General features: G+C 72.9%; 17 protein-coding genes. 6 read left to right on the top strand and 11 right to left on the bottom strand.

The window, feature by feature from the left end; all coding sequences use genetic code 11:
• Positions 1-43 precede the first annotated feature (43 nt).
• From ACZ7LY_RS26050 to ACZ7LY_RS26040, 3 genes are read left to right on the top strand one after another with little or no spacing between them, the layout of a single operon-like run.
• Entirely contained in the window at positions 44-817 is a 774-nt protein-coding gene (locus tag ACZ7LY_RS26050) for an SDR family oxidoreductase (RefSeq protein WP_471627131.1), read from the top strand.
• Positions 814-2,475 carry a class I adenylate-forming enzyme family protein gene (locus ACZ7LY_RS26045; RefSeq protein WP_471627130.1) on the top strand — a complete coding sequence of 554 codons (1,662 nt, stop codon included), beginning with the start codon at positions 814-816 and terminating at the stop codon, positions 2,473-2,475. Before ACZ7LY_RS26050 ends, ACZ7LY_RS26045 begins: the two co-directional genes overlap by 4 nt.
• A 51-nt stretch (positions 2,476-2,526) precedes the next feature.
• Positions 2,527-3,120: a TetR/AcrR family transcriptional regulator gene (locus ACZ7LY_RS26040; protein ID WP_471627129.1), complete on the top strand. Its 594-nt coding sequence runs from the start codon at positions 2,527-2,529 to the stop codon at positions 3,118-3,120.
• A gap of 19 nt (positions 3,121-3,139) precedes the next feature.
• Here ACZ7LY_RS26040 and ACZ7LY_RS26035 read toward each other — a convergent pair whose 3' ends face one another.
• The 7 genes from ACZ7LY_RS26035 to ACZ7LY_RS26005 all read right to left on the bottom strand — a co-directional run bounded on the left by ACZ7LY_RS26035 (position 3,140) and on the right by ACZ7LY_RS26005 (position 9,286).
• On the bottom strand, positions 3,140-3,865 hold the full coding sequence (locus ACZ7LY_RS26035) for a dienelactone hydrolase family protein (RefSeq protein ID WP_471627128.1): 726 nt from the start codon (positions 3,863-3,865) through the stop codon (positions 3,140-3,142).
• 628 nt (positions 3,866-4,493) lie between these two features.
• Entirely contained in the window at positions 4,494-5,708 is a 1,215-nt protein-coding gene (locus ACZ7LY_RS26030; protein WP_471627127.1) for an acyl-CoA dehydrogenase family protein, read from the bottom strand.
• 6 nt (positions 5,709-5,714) lie between these two features.
• Positions 5,715-6,761, bottom strand: a complete 1,047-nt coding sequence (locus ACZ7LY_RS26025; RefSeq protein ID WP_471627126.1) for a phosphotransferase family protein — start codon at positions 6,759-6,761, stop codon at positions 5,715-5,717.
• A gap of 177 nt (positions 6,762-6,938) precedes the next feature.
• Positions 6,939-7,265, bottom strand: a complete 327-nt coding sequence (locus tag ACZ7LY_RS26020; RefSeq protein ID WP_471627163.1) for a DUF202 domain-containing protein — start codon at positions 7,263-7,265, stop codon at positions 6,939-6,941.
• Positions 7,253-7,645: a YidH family protein gene (locus ACZ7LY_RS26015; protein ID WP_471627125.1), complete on the bottom strand. Its 393-nt coding sequence runs from the start codon at positions 7,643-7,645 to the stop codon at positions 7,253-7,255. The genes ACZ7LY_RS26020 and ACZ7LY_RS26015 overlap by 13 nt, the downstream gene beginning before the upstream one ends.
• A gap of 10 nt (positions 7,646-7,655) precedes the next feature.
• The gene (locus ACZ7LY_RS26010) at positions 7,656-8,159 is read right to left on the bottom strand and encodes an NUDIX hydrolase (RefSeq protein WP_471627124.1); all 504 of its coding nucleotides are present in this window, start codon (positions 8,157-8,159) and stop codon (positions 7,656-7,658) included.
• A 233-nt stretch (positions 8,160-8,392) separates the two neighbouring features.
• Complete coding sequence (locus ACZ7LY_RS26005) at positions 8,393-9,286, bottom strand: DMT family transporter (protein WP_471627123.1); 894 nt, start codon at positions 9,284-9,286, stop codon at positions 8,393-8,395.
• Positions 9,287-9,791: 505 nt separating this feature from the next.
• Here ACZ7LY_RS26005 and ACZ7LY_RS26000 point away from each other — a divergent pair.
• Both ACZ7LY_RS26000 and ACZ7LY_RS25995 read left to right on the top strand, forming a co-directional pair.
• Positions 9,792-10,760, top strand: coding sequence for a hypothetical protein (locus tag ACZ7LY_RS26000; RefSeq protein ID WP_471627122.1), 969 nt, complete (start codon positions 9,792-9,794; stop codon positions 10,758-10,760).
• Positions 10,761-10,807: 47 nt separating this feature from the next.
• Complete coding sequence (locus ACZ7LY_RS25995) at positions 10,808-12,355, top strand: APC family permease (protein ID WP_471627121.1); 1,548 nt, start codon at positions 10,808-10,810, stop codon at positions 12,353-12,355.
• A gap of 102 nt (positions 12,356-12,457) precedes the next feature.
• Here ACZ7LY_RS25995 and ACZ7LY_RS25990 read toward each other — a convergent pair whose 3' ends face one another.
• The 3 genes from ACZ7LY_RS25990 to ACZ7LY_RS25980 form a co-directional block, all read right to left on the bottom strand.
• Positions 12,458-13,465 carry an aldo/keto reductase gene (locus ACZ7LY_RS25990; protein ID WP_471627120.1) on the bottom strand — a complete coding sequence of 336 codons (1,008 nt, stop codon included), beginning with the start codon at positions 13,463-13,465 and terminating at the stop codon, positions 12,458-12,460.
• A gap of 148 nt (positions 13,466-13,613) precedes the next feature.
• Complete coding sequence (locus tag ACZ7LY_RS25985) at positions 13,614-15,011, bottom strand: GntT/GntP/DsdX family permease (protein ID WP_471627119.1); 1,398 nt, start codon at positions 15,009-15,011, stop codon at positions 13,614-13,616.
• Between the two features lie 61 nt (positions 15,012-15,072).
• A complete protein-coding gene (locus tag ACZ7LY_RS25980; protein WP_471627118.1) occupies positions 15,073-15,597 on the bottom strand; it encodes a gluconokinase in 525 nt (174 codons plus the stop codon).
• A gap of 249 nt (positions 15,598-15,846) precedes the next feature.
• On the opposite strand from ACZ7LY_RS25980, the gene ACZ7LY_RS25975 reads away from it, so the two are divergent.
• Positions 15,847-16,548, top strand: a complete 702-nt coding sequence (locus tag ACZ7LY_RS25975) for a FadR/GntR family transcriptional regulator (protein WP_471627117.1) — start codon at positions 15,847-15,849, stop codon at positions 16,546-16,548.
• A 49-nt stretch (positions 16,549-16,597) separates the two neighbouring features.
• Here ACZ7LY_RS25975 and ACZ7LY_RS25970 read toward each other — a convergent pair whose 3' ends face one another.
• Positions 16,598-18,370, bottom strand: coding sequence for a glycoside hydrolase family 3 protein (locus ACZ7LY_RS25970; RefSeq protein WP_471627116.1), 1,773 nt, complete (start codon positions 18,368-18,370; stop codon positions 16,598-16,600).
• Positions 18,371-18,386: the final 16 nt, after the last annotated feature.

Genomic DNA, 18,386 nt, shown 5'->3' with positions numbered 1-18,386 from the left:
CGACTGGTTAGTCTGCTCAGGCAACCGGAGCCGAAGGAGACCGATGGTGCACAGCCCGCAGTCACTGGAAGGCCGGCATGTCGTCGTGACCGGAGCGGGAGGCGGCATCGGTGCCGCGCTCGCCCGCCGGTTCGCCGCCGCCGGGGCCCGCGTCGTCGTCAACGACCTCGACGCGGACAAGGCCGCGGCCGTCGCCGCCGAGATCGGCGCGCGGGCCGTCCCCGGCGACGCCTCCGCGATCGTCGACGAGGCCCGTGACGCCCTCGACGGAACCGTCGACGTCTACTGCGCCAACGCCGGACTCGCCTCCGGCGGCACCGAGGCCGCCGACGAGGACGTGTGGGCCGCCGCCTGGGACGTCAACGTCATGGCGCACGTCCGCGCCGCCCGCGCCCTGCTGCCGCAGTGGCTGGAGCGCGGCAGCGGCCGGTTCGTCTCCACCGTCTCCGCCGCCGGACTGCTCACCATGGTCGGCGCCGCCCCCTACAGCGTCACCAAGCACGGCGCGTACGCCTTCGCCGAGTGGCTGTCCCTCACGTACCGCCACCGCGGGATCAAGGTGCACGCCATCTGCCCGCAGGGCGTGCGCACCGACATGCTGACCGCCGCCGGATCCGCCGGCGAACTCGTCCTCGCGCCCACCGCCATCGAGCCCGAGACCGTCGCCGACGCCCTGTTCACGGGCATGGCCGAGGACCGCTTCCTGATCCTGCCGCACCCCGAGGTCGCCGACTACTACACCGCACGCGCCGCCGCCCCCGACCGCTGGCTCGGCAACATGAACCACCTCCAGCAGAAGTGGGAGGCCGCCCGATGAGCGACTCGATCTACGCGGCGAAGCCCTGGCTGGCCGTCCTCGACGACGCCCAGAAGGCCCCCGTCACCCCCGCCGCCACCGTCGTCCACGCCTTCGCCGACGCCGTCCGCCGCGCCCCTGGCCGCACCGCCCTCGCCTACTTCGACGGCCGCCTCACCTACGCCGAGACCGACGCCCTCTCAGACTCCGTCGCCGGCCACCTCGCGGCTCGGGGCCTGGCCCGCGGCGACCGCGTGGCGATCATGCTGCAGAACTCGCCGCACTTCGTGATCGCCCTGCTCGGCGCGTTCAAGGCGGGCGCGGTCGTCGTTCCCGTCAACCCCATGTACAAGTCCGCCGAGGTGGCGCACGTCCTGCGTGACGCCGAAGTCAGCGCGCTGGTCTGCGCCGACCGCGCCTGGGAGGCGTATCTGCGCGACGCCGCCGCCGACTCGCCCGTCCGCATCACCCTCACCGCCTGCGAACGCGACCTCCAGACCCGCGACGACCCCCGCGTCCTCGCCTTCGAACGCGTCGAGCCCGCCCCCGCCGACGCCGACGACCTGCTCGCCGTCGCCCGCCAGGGCCTGCCCGCGCCCGCCGGCCGCGACCTCACCGGCGACGACATCGCCCTCATCAGCTACACCTCCGGCACCAGCGGCACCCCCAAGGGCGCCACCAACCTGCACCGCAACATCACCTACAACGCCGAACGCCAGCACAAGGGCCTCGGCCTGCCCGAAGGCGCCACCTACTTCGCGCTCGCGCCCCTCTTCCACATCACCGGGCTCGTCTGCGAACTGGCCGCCTGCGTGGCGAGCGCCGGCACCCTCGCGCTCGCCTACCGCTTCGAACCCGGCGTGGTCCTCGACGCGTTCGCCGAGCACAAGCCCGCCTACACCGTCGGCCCCTCCACCGCCTTCATGGCCCTCGGTGCCCGCCCCGAGGCCACCCGCGAGCACTTCGCGTCGTTCCGCTCGCTGTCCTCGGGCGGCGCGCCGGTGCCGCCCGCGCTCGTCGAGAAGTTCCGCGCCGCCTACGGCCCCTACCTGCACAACGGGTACGGGCTCACCGAGTGCACCGCGCCCTGCGCCAGCGTCCCGCCCGGCGTCGAGGCACCGGTCGACCCGGTCTCCGGCACGCTCGCCGTGGGCGTCCCGGGGCCCGAGACGGTCGTCCGGATCGTGGACGACCAGGGCGCGGACGTGCCCTTCGGCGAACACGGGGAGATCGCCGTACGCGGCCCGCAGGTCGTCCCCGGCTACTGGCGCCGCCCCGACGCCACCGCCGAGACCTTCCCCGGCGGCGAACTGCGCACCGGCGACATCGGCTTCATGGACGCCGACGGCTGGCTCTACGTCGTCGACCGCAAGAAGGACATGATCAACGCCTCCGGCTTCAAGGTCTGGCCGCGCGAGGTGGAGGACGTCCTCTACACCCACCCCGCCGTCCGCGAGGCCGCCGTCGTCGGCATCCCCGATGCCTACCGCGGCGAGAGCGTCAAGGCGTACGTCAGCCTGCGTCCCGGCGCCACCGCCACCCCCGGGGAACTGTCCGCGTACTGCGCCGAGCGGCTCGCCGCGTACAAGTACCCGCGCGAGGTGGAGGTCCTGGGCGAGCTGCCGAAGACGGCGAGTGGGAAGATCCTCCGGCGGGAACTGCGTTCCCCCCAGGCATAGCGAGCGGTGCGCGGCATGGCCACGTACAACGGAGAAAGGCAGGTGGCGGCAGTGCCCAGGACGACGGACGGCGACGGCACCCCCGTCCCGCAACGGCTCCTCGCGGTCGCCACCCGCCTCTTCGCCGAGCGCGGCTACGACCGTACGTCGGTGCAGGAGATCGTGGAGGCCGCGGGCGTCACCAAGGGCGCCCTCTATCACTACTTCGGGTCCAAGGACGACCTGCTGCACGAGGTGTACGCGCGCGTGCTCCGGCTCCAGCAGGAACGCCTGGACGCGTTCGCGGACGGGGACGCGCCCGTCGAGGAGCGGCTGCGCGCCGCCGCCGCCGACGTCGTCGTCACCACGATCGACAACCTCGACGACGCGGCCATCTTCTTCCGCTCCATGCACCACCTCAGCCCCGAGAAGAACAAGCAGGTACGGGCCGAACGGCGGCGCTACCACGAGCGGTTCCGCGCGCTCATCGAGGAGGGCCAGCGCACCGGCGTCTTCTCCACCGAGCCGCGCGCCGACCTCGTCGTCGACTACCACTTCGGCTCGGTCCACCACCTCTCCACGTGGTACCGCCCCGACGGCCCCCTCACCCCGCAGGAACTCGCCGACCAGCTCGCCGACCTGCTGCTGCGCGCGCTGCGCCCCTGATCCGGGCCCGGGTCCCTGGTCACGCGGTCACGGGCAGGCACTCCGCCAGCAGCGCGACCACATCGTGCCAGGCCCGCCGCGCGTGCCCGGGGTGGTAGCCGACGCCGGGGACCGTGGGGTGGTCGACCGTCGGGTGGTGGAAGGCGTGCAGGGCGCCGCCGTAGACCACGATCCGCCAGTCCGCGCCCGCGGCCCGCATCTCGGCGGCGAACGCGGCGCGCTGCGCGGGCGCCATGATCGGGTCCTCCGAGCCGACCCCGGCCCACACCGGGCAGCCGATGCGTTCCGCCTCGCCCGGGCGGCCGGTGGTCAGCGCGTTGAGGGTGCCGATGACGCGCAAGCCGGCGCCGTCGCGGCCGAGTTCGAGGGCGATGGCGCCGCCGGTGCCGTAGCCGATCGCGCCGATCCTGTCGGGGTCCGTACGGGGTTCCGCGCGCAGCACGCCGAGGGCCGCGTGGCCGATCTCCCGCATCCGGGCGGGGTCCGCGAGCAGGGGCATGCAGCGGTCGAGCATCCGCTCCGGCTCGCCGAGGTAGCGCCCGCCGTGCAGATCGAACGCGAGCGCCACATAGCCCAGTTCGGCGAGGGCGTCCGCGCGGCGCCGCTCGACGTCGCTGAGGCCCATGCCCTCCGGGCCTACCAGCACGGCGGGGTGGGGGCCCGCGCCGGCCGGGAGTGCGAGGTGCCCGCTCATCGTCAGGCCGTCGGCCGGGTAGCGCACCGTGCGCGTGGTGATCGTCGTCATGCCGCCGACCGTAGTGACCGGCCGCTGGACGCGGGGCGGTCTCTGCTCCGGGCAGATCGGGGTGTCCGTCCGGGCGGGCCTTTGTGGGTTCACCTGCGGGCCGGTGGGGCTTCCCGCGCAGTTCCCCGCGCCCCTGTCGGGGCGCACCTGTGCGTGGTCACCTGCGGGCCGGTGGGTGGCTGGTCGCGCAGTTCCCCGCGCCCCTTCGGGGCACGACCGTGCGTGGTTGTCTGCGGGTGGGTGGGGCTTCTCGCGCAGTTCCCCGCGCCCCTGAAGCATGCACTTCGTGCAGCTTCCCCTTGAGAGAAGCGGGGCTCCGCCCCAGCTCCCCAGGGGGGAGGTGGCGACGCAGTCGCCCCGACAGGGGCGCGGGGAACTGCGCGACCAGCCACGACGAATGTCGAGGATCCCCACCGGCAGAGCCACCCACCTGCCTAGGGGCGCGGGGAACTGCGCGCTCAGCCACGACGCGAGTCGAGGATCAAGATCACGGGCAGGCCCACTCACGCAGGGGCGCGGGGAACTGCGCGAGCGGCCACGATGTACCCGCAGGTACAAGCTCACGGGCAGGCCCCCTCACCCACCGTGGGCAACTGTGGGCTCAGCCTGATGAAACCGGCAGACGGAGTCACGCGTACGCACGGAGTTCTCGGCGAGCCAGAGAGCGCTGGTGGACTTCGTCCGGCCCGTCAGCCAACCGCAGGGTCCTCGCCCCGGCCCAGAGCTCCGCCAGCGGATAATCCTGCGAAACCCCACCCGCCCCGTACAACTGCACCGCCTTGTCGATGATGTCGACGACCGTACGAGGCGTGGCGATCTTGATGGCCTGGATCTCCGTGTGCGCCCCCCGATTCCCCACCGTGTCCATCAGCCACGCCGTCTTCAGCACGAGCAGCCGCAACTGCTCCACCGCCACCCGCGCGTCCGCGATCCACTCCTGTACGACCCCCTGCTGGGCCAGCGCCTTGCCGAAGGCGGTCCGCGCGACGGCCCGCCGGCACATCAGCTCGATCGCCCGTTCGGCCATGCCGATGAGCCGCATGCAGTGGTGGATGCGCCCCGGGCCGAGGCGGGCCTGCGCGATGCCGAAGCCGCCGCCCTCCTCACCGATGAGGTTCGACACCGGCACCCGCGCCCCGTCGAAGACGACCTCCGCGTGCCCCCCGTGCCAGTGGTCCTCGTACCCGTACACCGTCATCGCCCGCCGCACCTCGACGCCAGGCGTGTCGCGCGGGACGAGGACCATGGACTGCTGGCGGCGGATGTCCGGCCCGTCGGGGTCGGTCTTGCCCATGACGATGAAGATCCGGCAGTTGGGGTTCATCGCGCCGGAGATGTAGAACTTCCGGCCGGTGATGACGTAGTCGTCGCCGTCCCGCTCGATGCGCGTCGTGATGTTCGTGGCGTCGGAGGAGGCGACCTCCGGCTCCGTCATGGCGAACGCGGAGCGGATCTCCCCGGCGAGCAGCGGCTCCAGCCACTGCTTGCGCTGCGCCTCCGAGCCGAACTGGGCCAGCACCTCCATGTTCCCCGTGTCGGGCGCCGCGCAGTTCAGGGCGGTCGGCGCGAGCTGCGGGCTGCGGCCGGTGATCTCGGCGAGCGGCGCGTACTGGAGGTTGGTGAGGCCCGCGCTGTGCTCCGCGTCGGGCAGGAACAGGTTCCACAGGCCCTGCCGGCGCGCCTCGGCCTTGAGGTCCTCGACGACGGCCGGGGTCTCCCAGGGTGAGTCGAGCGCGGCCCGCTGCTCGGCGGCGACGGCCTCGGCCGGATACACGTACGCGTCCATGAACGCGAGCAGCCGCTCCCGCAGTTCCTCGGTACGCGCGTCGAATGCGAAGTCCATGGTGGGTCAGCCTTCCTGGAGGTGGCGGGGGGTGCGCAGGGTGTGCAGGCCGTGCTCGATGAAGACGGGGACCAGCTCGCCGATCCGGTCGAAACCGGCGCCGACGGTCTGCCCGAGGGTGTAGCGGTAGTGGATGCCCTCCAGGATCACGGCGAGCTTGAACCAGGCGAACGCCGTGTACCAGGACACCGCCGACACGTCCCGCCCCGAGCGCCGCGCGTACCGCTCGATCAGCTCCGCGGGCTCGGGGTGCCCGGCGGCGGAGGCGGTGGTCGAGATGGGGGAGTCGGGCAGTTCGAGGCGGGCGCTGTACATGACGAGCAGCCCGAGGTCGGTCAGCGGATCGCCGAGCGTGGACATCTCCCAGTCGAGAATGGCCTTGATCCGGTCCACGCCGTCCGCGTCCTGGCGTACGAGGACGTTGTCGAGGCGGTAGTCGCCGTGCACGATCGTCGGCGCGGGGGAGTCGGGCAGCGCCGCGCCGAGGGCGTCGCGCAGTGCGTCGATGCCGGGCAGCTCGCGGTTGCGGGACGCCTCCAACTGCTTGCCCCAGCGCCGCAGTTGCCGTTCGAGGAAGCCGTCGGGGCGGCCGAAGTCACCGAGCCCGACCGCGGCCGGGTCCACGGCGTGCAGATCGACGAGCGTGTCCACGAGGCCGAGCACCGCCGCCCGGGTCCGCTCGGCGCCCAGCGGCGCCAGCTCGGCCGCCGTGCGGTACGGGGTGCCGTCGACGAACTCCATCACGTAGAACGGCGCGCCCAGCACCTCCTCGTCCTCGCACAGCAGCAGCGGCTCGGGCACCGGTACGTCCGTCGGGTGCAGCGCGGCGATCACCCGGTGCTCGCGCCGCATGTCGTGCGCGGTGGCGAGGACGTGCCCGAGCGGCGGCCGCCGCACCACCCAGCGTCCGGTCCCGTCGCTCACCTCGTACGTGAGGTTGGAGCGCCCGCCCTCGATGAGCCGGCCGGTCAGCGGGCCGCTCACCAGGCCGGGCAGCTCCCGGTCGAGGTGGGCGCGCAGCCGGTCGAGGTCGAGACCTGGGGGGTGACTCATCGCGGTCCTCCGGAGTCGGGAACGAGGCGTGGAACAGCAATGCCCCTCATCATGCCGACCAGTCGGTATGTCGTCCAGTGGCCCGCGCGAAAGTGATCGTCCCGACAGTCTCGGAGTCCGGGAGGCCCGCACGCCCCACGGTGCCCGACCGCGCCGCCCACCGGAAGAGGGCGCCCGCTACACCACCAGCAGCGCCGCGCACACCGCGAGCGCGACCACGCACCCGATCGCCACGGCGGCCTGCCCGCGCGTCAGCAGCGGGGGCCGCGCCTCCTCACGGGCGAGCCCGGTGATCCGCCGGTGCGCCACGGCGAGGAACCCCAGCCACATCAGCAGGCACAGCGACCCCGCCAGCACCCGGACCGGCCCGAGCGTGCCGTGCAGGGCCGTCTTCGCCGCCAGCAGGGCCGCGACCGTGCACGACAGCGTCGTACGCCGCCACGCCAGCCGGGTCCGCGCGGGCTGCAACCCGGGATCGCGTACGGGCCCGCTCACCCCTCCCAGCCCAGGAACACCACGACGATCATCGCCACCGCCACCAGCGCCACCACCACGCTGAGCAGCGCCGGGAACCGCGACACCGGCAGGTCGTCGCCGCGCCGCATCGCCCGCTCGCACCGCACCCAGTGGCTCACCGCCCGCAGCGCGCACAGCACGCCCGCCGCGAGCAGCGCCAGCGCGAGCCCGACCCGCCAGCCCCAGCGCAGGTCCGGCAGGAACTGGTCCACGGCGAAGCCGCCGCCGATCAGCGCGAGGGCGGTGCGCACCCAGGCGAGGAAGGTGCGCTCGTTGGCGAGGGAGAACCGGTAGTCGGGCGTGTCGCCCTCGTCCCTGATCCGCTCCGGGGCGAACCAGAGGCGGATGTCGCGTACGAAATCGATCACCCGCGAGACCCTACCCGCGGGCCGCCCGCCACCGCCGGTACGCGGCGAGCCCGTCCGGCGTCCACTGCCACTCGCCGAGCCGGCGCTCCAGTTCCGCGGGGCTGAGGAAGGCGTGCCAGCCGATCTCCTCCGCCTGCGGCCGTACGGGCCCCGCGCAGACCACCTCGTACACCGCGGACCACCAGGAGTGCCCGGTGGCCTCGTCCTCGTACAGGAACTTGAAGAGGAAGTCGGGCTGCGGCAGGCCGCTGACCCCGAGTTCCTCCTCGGCCTCGCGCAGTGCCGCCTGGTCGTACGTCTCGCCGGCGCCGACGACTCCGCCGACGAACATGTCGTACAGCCCCGGGTAGACCTGCTTGGTCAGCGTCCGCCGATGGACGAAGACGTCCCCGCCGGGGTCGCGGGCCAGCACGAACGCGCACCGGTGCCGCAGCCCGCGCGCGTACGCCTCGGTCCGCCCCACCTGCCCCACGACCCGATCCGCCAGATCAACAACATCCACCACTTCATCCACCCCCTCACCCTAGAACCCCACCCAAGATGAACCCCCTCAGGGGCGCGAGGAACCGCGCACAGAGCACGAGTCGCCCTCGACCGAGAAACCCCGCCCCGGCAGAACCCCCTAAGGGGGCGCGGGGAACTGCGCGACCAGCCACGACGCACCCGCACACGAACGATCCCGGACGGAACCCCACGCCCCCAAAGAACGCCGCCCCCGCTGAACCCCGGCCCGCCAAAAACCCGCCGCTAGACCCCGGCCCCGACAGAATCCCGCCGCCCGCCGGAGGCCCCCGCCGGCATGGCCGGATGCAACCCCAGCAACACGATCCCCGCCACGATCGCCGCGAGCCCCGCCGACTCCCACGCCAGCGCCCCCGTATCCGTACGCAACCGGTCCCCGAGGAACCCCACCCCGCACACGATCCCCGCGAGCGGCTGCGCCGCCGTGAGCGCGGGCAACGACATCCGCAGCGGCGCGGTCTCGAACGCGCTCTGGACGAGCACCAGCCCGCTGACCCCGAGCAGCAGCACCGCGTACGGCTGCCACCCCGAGAACAGCTCCCCCCACCCCCCGGAGGAGAACCGCTGCCCGCTGACCCGCGTGAGCGCGTCCTGCACCCCGTACAGGAGCCCCGCCGCGACGGCGAGCAGCACCGGCCCGGCGCCCATCCGCGCCCGCTTCGCGCCCGCGGCGAGCAGCAGCGCCCCGCCGACCATCACCCCGATGATCAGCCAGTGCCGCAGCGGACCGGCGACCGCGCCGCCGCCACGCGGCTGACCGGCGACGATGAACGCGGTGACGCCGCCCGCGAGCAGCGCGAGCCCGGCCCAGCCCTGCCGGCCGAGCGGCTGTCTGGTCTGGTGGCGCGAGAGGGCGAGCGCGAACAGCAGGTTCGTGGCGAGCAGCGGCTCCACGAGGGAGACCTCGCCGTGGCCGAGGGCCAGCGCCCCGAGGACCATCCCGCACACCATGAGGCCGATCCCCGCGAGCCAGCGCGGCACCCGTACGAGGTCGACGAGGAGGCGGGGGGAGAGGAAGTCGCTCAGCGGGGCGCGCGCCGCCGCGTTCTGCTGGAGGACGAAGCCGACGCCCAGGCAGCAGGCCGCGCTCACGGCGAGGACGAGTACGAGAACCGACACGCTGCGCACCTTCGGTGACGCGGGACAGAAAGGCGGGTACGAGGCCGACGATAGCGCCCCCGGCCGCCTCCCGCCCCACGAGTGCCCAGGGCGTGTCCGCAAAGTCCCGTCGTCGTCCGAAGGACGGCCCTGCGGCGTCTGGTGCGTGCTCTCGGCGTGCCGGGTGCAAGGCCTCGTACTGGATGTACTTGGCCTTACGCCCGGTGCGGCGAGAGTGCGTGCCAGGCGTCGCGGGGCAGGCGGGACTTTGCGGACACGCCCTAGGGGGCGGACGCCGACACCGGACCGCAACATACTCGTGTCACTGGCGCAAGTGCGCAGCTCAGAACTGTCCTTGAAAGATCCAAAATGTTAACTTCCCGCGTTGTGGCCCGAGTTGGTGAAGTCCGTCACGGGACCACCCTTGACGCGGAGCACCGCGTACCGCTTTGCTGTGCGTGATCATTACCGGCCCTTGACCCAGGCCGGCCGACCTCAGGTGAAAAAAGTAGGAGAAGGACCCGCGGTGTCCCCACCCCCTCCTCCCCTCGGACGCCCCCGGAAGAAGTCCGCGCACTCCTTCGACCCCGCGCTCGACGACGCCGACCTCGTCGCCGCCCGCACCGCGCTCGCCCAGGGCCGCTGGACCGAGGCCCGCTCGCTGCTCGCCGCCACCGGGCAGGACTGGGACCGGCGCGGGCACCGCGTGCTGGGGCTCGCGCAGGAGCCCACCGCGACCGCCTGGGTGCGCGACTGGAGCCTCGCCGAACCGGAGTCCACGGACGCCCCGGTCCTGCTGGCCTGCGCCGGGGTGCACCGGGCCGTCGCCGGGCGGATGCGCCCCGACAAGGCCCGCGACGCCTGTCTCGCCGCCGCGGCCCTCGTGCCCGACGACCCCACCCCCTGGCTCGGACTGCTGCTCCTGGAGCGGGAGTTGGGGCGTGAGGAGGACGTCGTACGCCTCTTCGACGAGATCCGGCTCCGCCACCCCGTGCACCACCACGCCCACCATCTGATGGTCGGCCGGCTCGCCGAGCGGCGCGCCGCCGCCGGCCAGGACCCGCTGCACGAGGTGTACGACTTCGCCGCCTGGGCCGCCGAACAGGCGCCGCCCGGCTCGCCGCTCGCCGTGCTGCCGGTCGTCGCGCACGCCGAGCGCTACCGCGTGCTCGCCAAGGCCGGCAGCGAGGCCCCCGACCCGGTCGCCTCCGGGCACTGGGCGGGCCGCCGCGCCCGGCTCGTCATGAAGTCCGCGCTGGACTGGTGGCTGGAGTGGGGCGACCCCTACGAGCGCTCGGGCGGCGCCCATCCGCGCGGCCGGATCGACCTCAACTTCCTCGCGCACGCCGCGTTCTGCGCGGGCCGCGCGGCCGAGGCGGCGGCCCTGTTCCACCGCATCGGACCGCACGCCACCGAAGCCCCCTGGTCCTACCCGGACCGGGACCCGTACGAAGCGTTCCGTGCCGCGCGCAGTGCCGCGCTCGGCACGGCGTAGCCACCGACCAGCACCTCCGAGGACAGAGCGAAAGGGGCGATCCCGCGATGACGACGGGGAGTTCGAGCACCACCGGTGACAGAGCCGCCGTGGCCGGCGAGCCGGGCATCAACACCTACCTGGGCGAGGAGAGCGCGCTGCGCGCCGGCCGGCTCGGGACGGCGGGCCTGCTCCTCTCGGTGCTGGCCGCGACCGGCCCGCTGATGGTCGTCGCCGGTGTCATGCCCACGACCTTCGCGGTGATGGGCGTCGTCGGCCAGCCGCTGCTGTTCCTCATCCTCGGCATCGTCCTGACCCTGTTCAGCGTCGGGTACGCCGAGATGAGCCGCCACGTGCACAACGCGGGCGCCTTCTACGCGTACATCTCGCGCGGCCTCGGCCCGAGCGCGGGCGCCGCCGCCGCCCTCGTCGCGCTCCTCGCCTACAGCGCGCTCCAGGTCGGCATCTACGGCATGTTCGGCTTCGAGGTCGCGGGCCTCGTCCAGCAGTACCTGGACGTCGAACTCGCCTGGTGGATACCCGCCCTGATCGCCGTGCTCGCCGTCGGCGCGCTCGGTCTGCTGAAGATCGACGTCAACGCCAAGGTGCTCGGTGTGCTGCTGCTCATCGAGGTCGCCGTCGTGGTCGTCTTCGACATCGCGGCCATCGGCGACCCCGGCAGCCAGGGCCTGTCCCTGCACGCCTTCAACCCCGAGACCCTGTCGGGCGTCGGCCTCGGCACCGCGCTGTGCTTCTGCATCGCCGCGTTCACCGGCTTCGAGCAGGCGCCCGTGTACGCCGAGGAGACCAGCCGCCCGCACATCCTCGTGCCGCGCGTGATGTTCATGGCGGTCGGCGGCGTCGCCGTCTTCTTCGCCATCAGCTCCTGGGCGCTGACCGTGGCGACCGGCCCCGCGCACATCGTCGGCCAGGCCCGCAAGCAGTCCGCCGGCCTGCTGTTCGGGCTGACGGGGGACCGGCTCGGCGGCACCTTCACCGACATCGTCCACGTCCTCTTCGTCACCGGCATGTTCGCGGCGCTGCTCAGCTTCCACAACGTCGTCGCCCGGTACGCCTTCGCCATGGGCCGCGAGGGGCTGCTGCCCGCCACCTTCGGCCGCACCAACACCGCGAGCGGCGCGCCCGGCACCGGCTCGGTCCTCCAGTCGGTGATCTCGCTCGCCGTCGTCCTCGTCTTCGCCGTCACCGACAGCGGCCCGGCCGGCGACCCGACCGCGCCGGTGCTCCGCCTGTTCACCTGGGGCGGCAACGTCGGCGCGCTCGGCATCATCCTGCTCATGGCGACCGCGTCGCTCGCCGTCATCGCCTTCTTCACCAAGCGCGGCGCCGCCGGTGCCCAGAAGTGGCGGCTGCTCGCCTCCGGCGCGGCGGGCCTCGCCCTGCTGGTCATCGCCGGGTACACCGTCAAGGACTTCGACGTCCTCGTCGGCTCGGGCCCCGACTCCGCGCTCAACTGGGCGCTGCCCGGCGTCATCGTCCTCGCCGCGCTCGCCGGGGTCGTCCACAGCCGCGTCCTGCGCGCCCGCAACCCGCGGGCCCACGCCCGCATCGGGCTCGGCAACGAGGCGTTCCAGCTGGAGAAGAAGGCCGGCTGACGCACGCGCCACGGCGGTACGCGGACGGGCGGCACCCCCGGAGTGGGGGCGCCGCCCGTCCGCGTACCGCCGTGAGTCGGCCGGCTCAGACCGGCCCGGGCCTCACCAGGCGAACGCCTCCGGGGACGGGCCGGGGCCAGGGAAGATCTCGTCCAGCTCCGTCAGCAGCGCCTGCGGCAGCTCCAGGCCCACGGCCCGCACCGCCGACTCCAGCTGCTCGCCGGTGCGCGGGCCGACGATGGGGCCGGTGACGCCGGGCCGGGTCAGCAGCCAGGCCAGGGCCACCTCGCCGGGCTCGAGGCCGTGCGCGGCGACCGCGTTCTCGTACCGCTCGATCCGCGACCTGACCTCCGGGTCCGCGATGCCGGCGGCGGAGCGGCCCATCAGGGTGCGGGAGCCGACGCCCTCGCGCTGCTTGCGCAGGGCGCCGCCGAGCAGGCCCTGATGCAGTGGCGACCAGGCGATGACCCCGACGCCGTACTCCCGCGCGGCCGGGATGACCTCCATCTCGGCGCGCCGCTCGAAGAGGTTGTAGAGGCACTGCTCGCTGACCAGGCCCATGCGGCCGTGGCGGGCGGCGGTCTCGTTGGCCTGGGCGATCTTGTAGCCGGGGAAGTTCGATGAACCGGCGTAGAGGATCTTGCCCTGCTGGACGAGGACGTCCATGGCCTGCCAGATCTCGTCGAACGGGGTGTCCCGGTCCACGTGGTGGAACTGGTAGAGGTCGATGTGGTCGGTGTTCAGACGGCGCAGCGACGCCTCGACCGAGCGGCGGATGTTGAGCGCGCTCAGGCGGACGTGGTTGGGCCAGGTCTCGGCGGTGATGGGGGCGGCCGGGTCCATGTTGCCGTAGAGCTTCGTGGCGAGGACGACCTTGTCGCGGCGGTCGCCGCCCTGCGCGAACCAGGAGCCGAGGATGCGCTCGGTGGCGCCGCGCTCGTCGTCGGTGCCGTAGATGTTCGCCGTGTCGAAGAAGTTGACGCCCGCGTCGAGCGCGGCGTCCATGAGGGTGTGGCTCTCCTTCTCGTCGGTCTGCCCGCCGAAGTTCATCGTGCCGAGCACGAGCCTGCTGACCTTGAGTCCGGTGCGTCCGAGCTGCGTGTACTCCATGGCGGTCAGTGAACGCGCTGGAGCACACTCCAAGTCAAGGGGCCTCCGGAGTGCCGGACGGGCCCTGTACGGAGGGCTCTTGACGGCGCCCGCATGCGTGAGGCCCCTCCGTGGGGGCGGAGGGGCCTCGTCAAGGGGGGGAAGGCGGTCAGATCACCACGGAGAGGAGCAGCACCAGCGCTCCCGCCACCACGGAGATGATCGTCTCCATCAGCGACCATGTCTTGACGGTCTGTCCGACGCTGAGTCCGAAGTACTCCTTGACCAGCCAGAACCCGGCGTCGTTGACGTGGCTGAAGAACAGCGAGCCCGCGCCGATCGCCAGGACGAGCAGGGCCGTGTGGGTGTCGGTCATGCCGGCCGCGAGGGGCGCGACCAGACCGGCGGCGGAGACCGTGGCGACGGTCGCCGAACCCGTGGCGAGCCGGATGACGACGGCGATCAGCCAGGCGAGCAGCAGCGTCGGGATCGACCAGTCCTTGGAGATGTCCAGGACCATCTGGCCGACGCCGGAGTCGATCAGCGTCTGCTTGAAGCCGCCGCCCGCGCCGACGATGAGCAGCACGCCCGCGATCGGGGCGAGCGACTTCTCGGTGGTGGACTGGAGGCGGCCCTTGGTGAAGCCGGCCGCGCGGCCCAGCGTGAACATGCCGACGATCACGGCGACGAGCAGGGCCGTCAGCGGGTTGCCGATCACGTCGAACACGCGCTGCACGGTCGCCGTCGGGTCGTCAACGGCGATGTCCACGACGGCCTTGGCCAGCATCATCAGCACCGGCAGCAGGATCGTGGCGACGGCGGCGGCGAAGCTCGGGCGCTTCTCCAGCTCGTCGGAGGCGCGCGCCGGGATCATCTTCTCCGGCGCGGGCACGTCCACCCACTTCGCGGCGTACCGGGAGAACAGCGGGCCCGCGATGATCACCGTGGGGATCGCCACGAGGACGCCGAGCGCGAGGGTGATGCCGAGGTTGGCCTTGACGGCGTCGATGGCGACGAGCGGGCCGGGGTGCGGCGGGATCAGGCCGTGCATGACGGACAGGCCGGCGAGCGCCGGGATGCCGATGCGCATCAGGGAGTAGTTGCCGCGCCGGGCGACCATGAGCACGACCGGGATCAGCAGCACGATGCCGACCTCGAAGAACAGCGGCAGACCGATCACCGAGGCGATCAGGACCATCGCCCAGGGCATGGCCCGGCCGCCCGCCCGGGCGAGGATCGTGTCGACGATCTGGTCGGCGCCGCCGGAGTCGGCGAGCAGCTTGCCGAGGATCGCGCCGAGCGCGATCAGCACGCCCACGCCTGCCACCGTCGAGCCGAGGCCCGCGGTGAAGCTGGCGATGACCTTGTCGAGCGGTGCCCCGGCGAACGCGCCGAGCGCGAGCGAGCCGATGGTCAGCGACAGGAAGGCGTGGACCTTGAACTTCGTGATGAGCAGGACGATGACGGCGATGCCCGCGAGGACGGCGATCCCGAGCTGGGCGTGGCCCGCGGAGGTGATCGGCTCGACGCTGTCCGCTGCCAGCATCTCGACGCTGAGACTGGTCACGGTGTGATCCCTTGTACGAGGAGGGGGAGAGGAAGTTCTTGCAGGTGGGGGGTGGTGCGGGTCAGGCCCGCGCGGCGCCCGCGTCGAGGCCGGCCAGGGCGGTGACCGCCCGGTCGGTGATCTCGTCGGGGGTGCCCGACACATCGACGGCGACGCCCCGCTCGTCCGGCTCCAGCGGCTGGAGCGTGGCGAACTGGGAGTCCAGCAGGCTCGTCGGCATGAAGTGGCCCTCGCGGTGGCTCATCCGGTCGAGGATGAGTTCGCGGCTGCCGGTCAGGTGCAGGAAGACGGCGTCCGGGGCCTCGGCGCGCAGCAGGTCCCGGTAGGAGCGCTTCAGCGCGGAGCTGGAGACGACCCCGCCGAGCCCGGCCCTGCCGTGCGCCCACCGGCCGATGGCTTCCAGCCACGGCTTGCGGTCGTCGTCGTCCAGGGGCGTGCCCGCCGACATCTTGTCGATGTTGGCCTGGGGGTGGAAGTCGTCGCCCTCGGCGTACGGGACGCCGAGCCGTTCGGCGAGCAGGGGACCGATCGTCGTCTTGCCGGTTCCTGCCACGCCCATGACCACGACGACGTGGGGGGTGCTCATCGCTGCCTCGCTGTCTTCATCGACATCGCTGTGTCACGTCACTGAAACCCAATAGGTCTGATTAATTCAAGAGCCTGTGACATAAAAGTCAGACTTTTTAGCTCGGCGCTCCCGCCGGCCCGTGTCCGAAACCAGCCGCCCTCGCCCTCCGATCCAGCCGCCGTCGGCCTCGATCCGGCCACCGCCCGCCTCCGATCCCGTCCGGGGTCCGGCTCGTGCACCGGCCACCCCGCCTCGTACTCTTTCGACATGACCACACAGGACCAGGGGCTGCACGCTCGCGTACTCGACAGCCTCGGTCCCGCCATCACCGCGGGGGAGTTCACCGCGGGCAGCGTCCTGCGCACGGACGAGCTGGCCCAGCGCTACGAGGTGTCCCGGTCCGTGATGCGGGAGGCGGTGCGCGTCCTGGAGTCGATGAACCTCGTGGCGTCCCGGCGCCGCGTCGGCGTCACCGTACGCCCGGCCGACGAGTGGAACGTCTACGACCCGCGCGTCATCCGATGGCGCCTCGCGGGCGCCGACCGGCCCCGCCAACTGCGCTCGCTCACGGTGCTGCGCTCGGCGGTCGAACCGGTCGCGGCGGGCCTCGCCGCCCGGCACGCCTCGCCCGAGCAGTGCGCGGCGCTCACCGAGTGCGCGCTCGGCATGGTGGCCACCTCGCGGGGGCGGCAGCTGGAGCGGTATCTGGTGCACGACATCGAGTTCCACCGGATCGTGCTCACCGCGTCCGGCAACGAGATGTTCGCCCACCTCGGTGACCTGGTCGCGGAGGTCCTCGCGGGACGCACCCACCACCAGGTCATGTTCGAGGACCCCGACCCGGCCGCCGTCACCCTGCACGTGGACGTCGCCCAGGCCGTGCGCGAGCGCGACGAGGCGCGCGCCGAGGCCCTCACGCGCGAGATCGCGGTCGGCGCCCTCCAGGAACTGGAGATCCTCGCGCCCTGACCGCGATCCCGGGCGCCCGCGCCCACCGGGGGCGCGGGCGTGAGCGGACTCAGTACGTCAGACCGTGCCCGCAGCGGTACAGCGGCTCCGCCGTGTCGAAGGGCACGTCCTCCCGGCTCGCCTCGACCGCCGCCATCGACGACGGCAGATCGAACGGCAGCCGGCCCCGCGGCGCGACCCGCCCGAACAGCAGGTCGATCAGCGCGTCGTCCTCGGCGCCGAAGTCACCGACCACGGCCGCCGCCGCCTCCACCAGCGGCGTCAGCACCGCCGGGCGCTCCAGGTAGACGAGCACGACCGTCGGCACCCGCGCGGCCAGCTCCCGTACGTGCGCGACGACCTCCGCGGGGAACTCCAGCGATCCGCCGTGGAACCACTCGCTCAGCGCCGTGCCCCGGTCCTCGTAGGGGGCGCGCAGCCGGAGGACGGCGACATCGGCGTCCGCGACGTCCGGCACCGGCTTCGCGTGGTCGGCGAGCAGGCTCTCGTCCAGGCCCTCCGCGTACACGCGCAGCGCGCCGTCCGAGGCCAGCGGCAGCGTCCGCGCCCGGTTCTCGACCAGGACCAGCGAGCGGCGCTGCGCCTGCCGCCCCGCCGCCCGCAGGGGCGCCGAGCCGACCGTCTCGGCCGCCGCCTCCGCGTCCACCCGGCGCTTCTCGAACAGGCCGAGCCGGAACTTCTCGCGCAGCAGCCGCCGCACCGACGCGTCGATCCGCTCCTCGCTGACGGTGCCTTCGCGGACCAGCTCCACGACCAGCTCCGTGCAGTCGTCGCCGCCGAACTGGTCGACGCCCGCGTCCAGCGCGCGGGCCATGCGCTGCGCCGGGGTCAGCTCCTCCAGGCCGTAGGCGTGGGCGTCGAAGACGTCACCGGCGAGCATGGTCGACTCGATGACGTTCCAGTCCGTGCAGACGATCCCGTCGAAGCCGTAGTGCCCGCGCAACAGGCCGGTGACCACGGGCTTGTTGAACGCGAAGCCGACCTCCTCCCAGCCGGGCACCGCGAGCGGCATCCCGTAGTACGTCATGACCTGCGTCGCGCCCGCCCGGAACGCCGCGTCGAAGGGCAGCTGGTGCAGGCGCGCGAGACCGCCCGGGTAGACCTGCTCGCGGTGCGCCGGGTCGTGCGCGTCCTCGCCGCCGAGCTGCGGCCCGCCGCCGGGGAAGTGCTTGACCATCGCCGCCACGGACTCCGCGCCGAGCCGCTCGCCGCCGCGCAGGCCCTCGATGAAGGCGGCGGTCAGGTTCGCCACCGTCACCGGGTCCTCGCCGAACGTGCCGTACCCGCGCGACCAGCGGGGGTCGGTGAACAGGTCGGCCATCGGACCCAGGGCGACCCGGATGCCGAGCGCCGTGTACTCGCGCCGCACGACCTCCCCGTACTCCCGCGCGAGCCGTACGTCACCGATCGCGCCGATGCCGGTGTGCTCGGGCCAGCGCGACATCCGGTCGATGGCCTGGCCCGCGGCCGGGCTGGAGAACATGCCGTGGCGCGGGTCGGTGGAGACGGTGACGGGGATGCCGAGCCGGGTGCCGGCGGCCAGCTCCTGGAGCCGGTTGTGCCAGAGCGCGATCTCGTACGGGTCGGTGCCGTTGAGGAGGTTGAAGTGGGTGATGTGCCGGTCCGCGACCAACTCGTGCGCGGCGCGCACCCCGTTGGCGGTGTCCGGTTCGGCGAGCAGGTGCCCGCCCGGCGCGAGGGTGTTGGCGGTGTGGAAGAGCTGACCGGCCTTCTCCTCCAGGGTCATCCGGGAGAGCAGGTCCTCGACGCGCCGCTCCACGGGGAGTTCGGGGTCCAGGTAGGGGGCGGGGGAGTGGTTCATGACGGAACTTCCTTGC

This window comes from Streptomyces sp. NPDC107550, assembly GCF_055639095.1.
The sequence above is the reverse complement of the archived record's forward strand: the minus strand, read 5'-3'. Positions and strand labels throughout refer to the sequence as shown.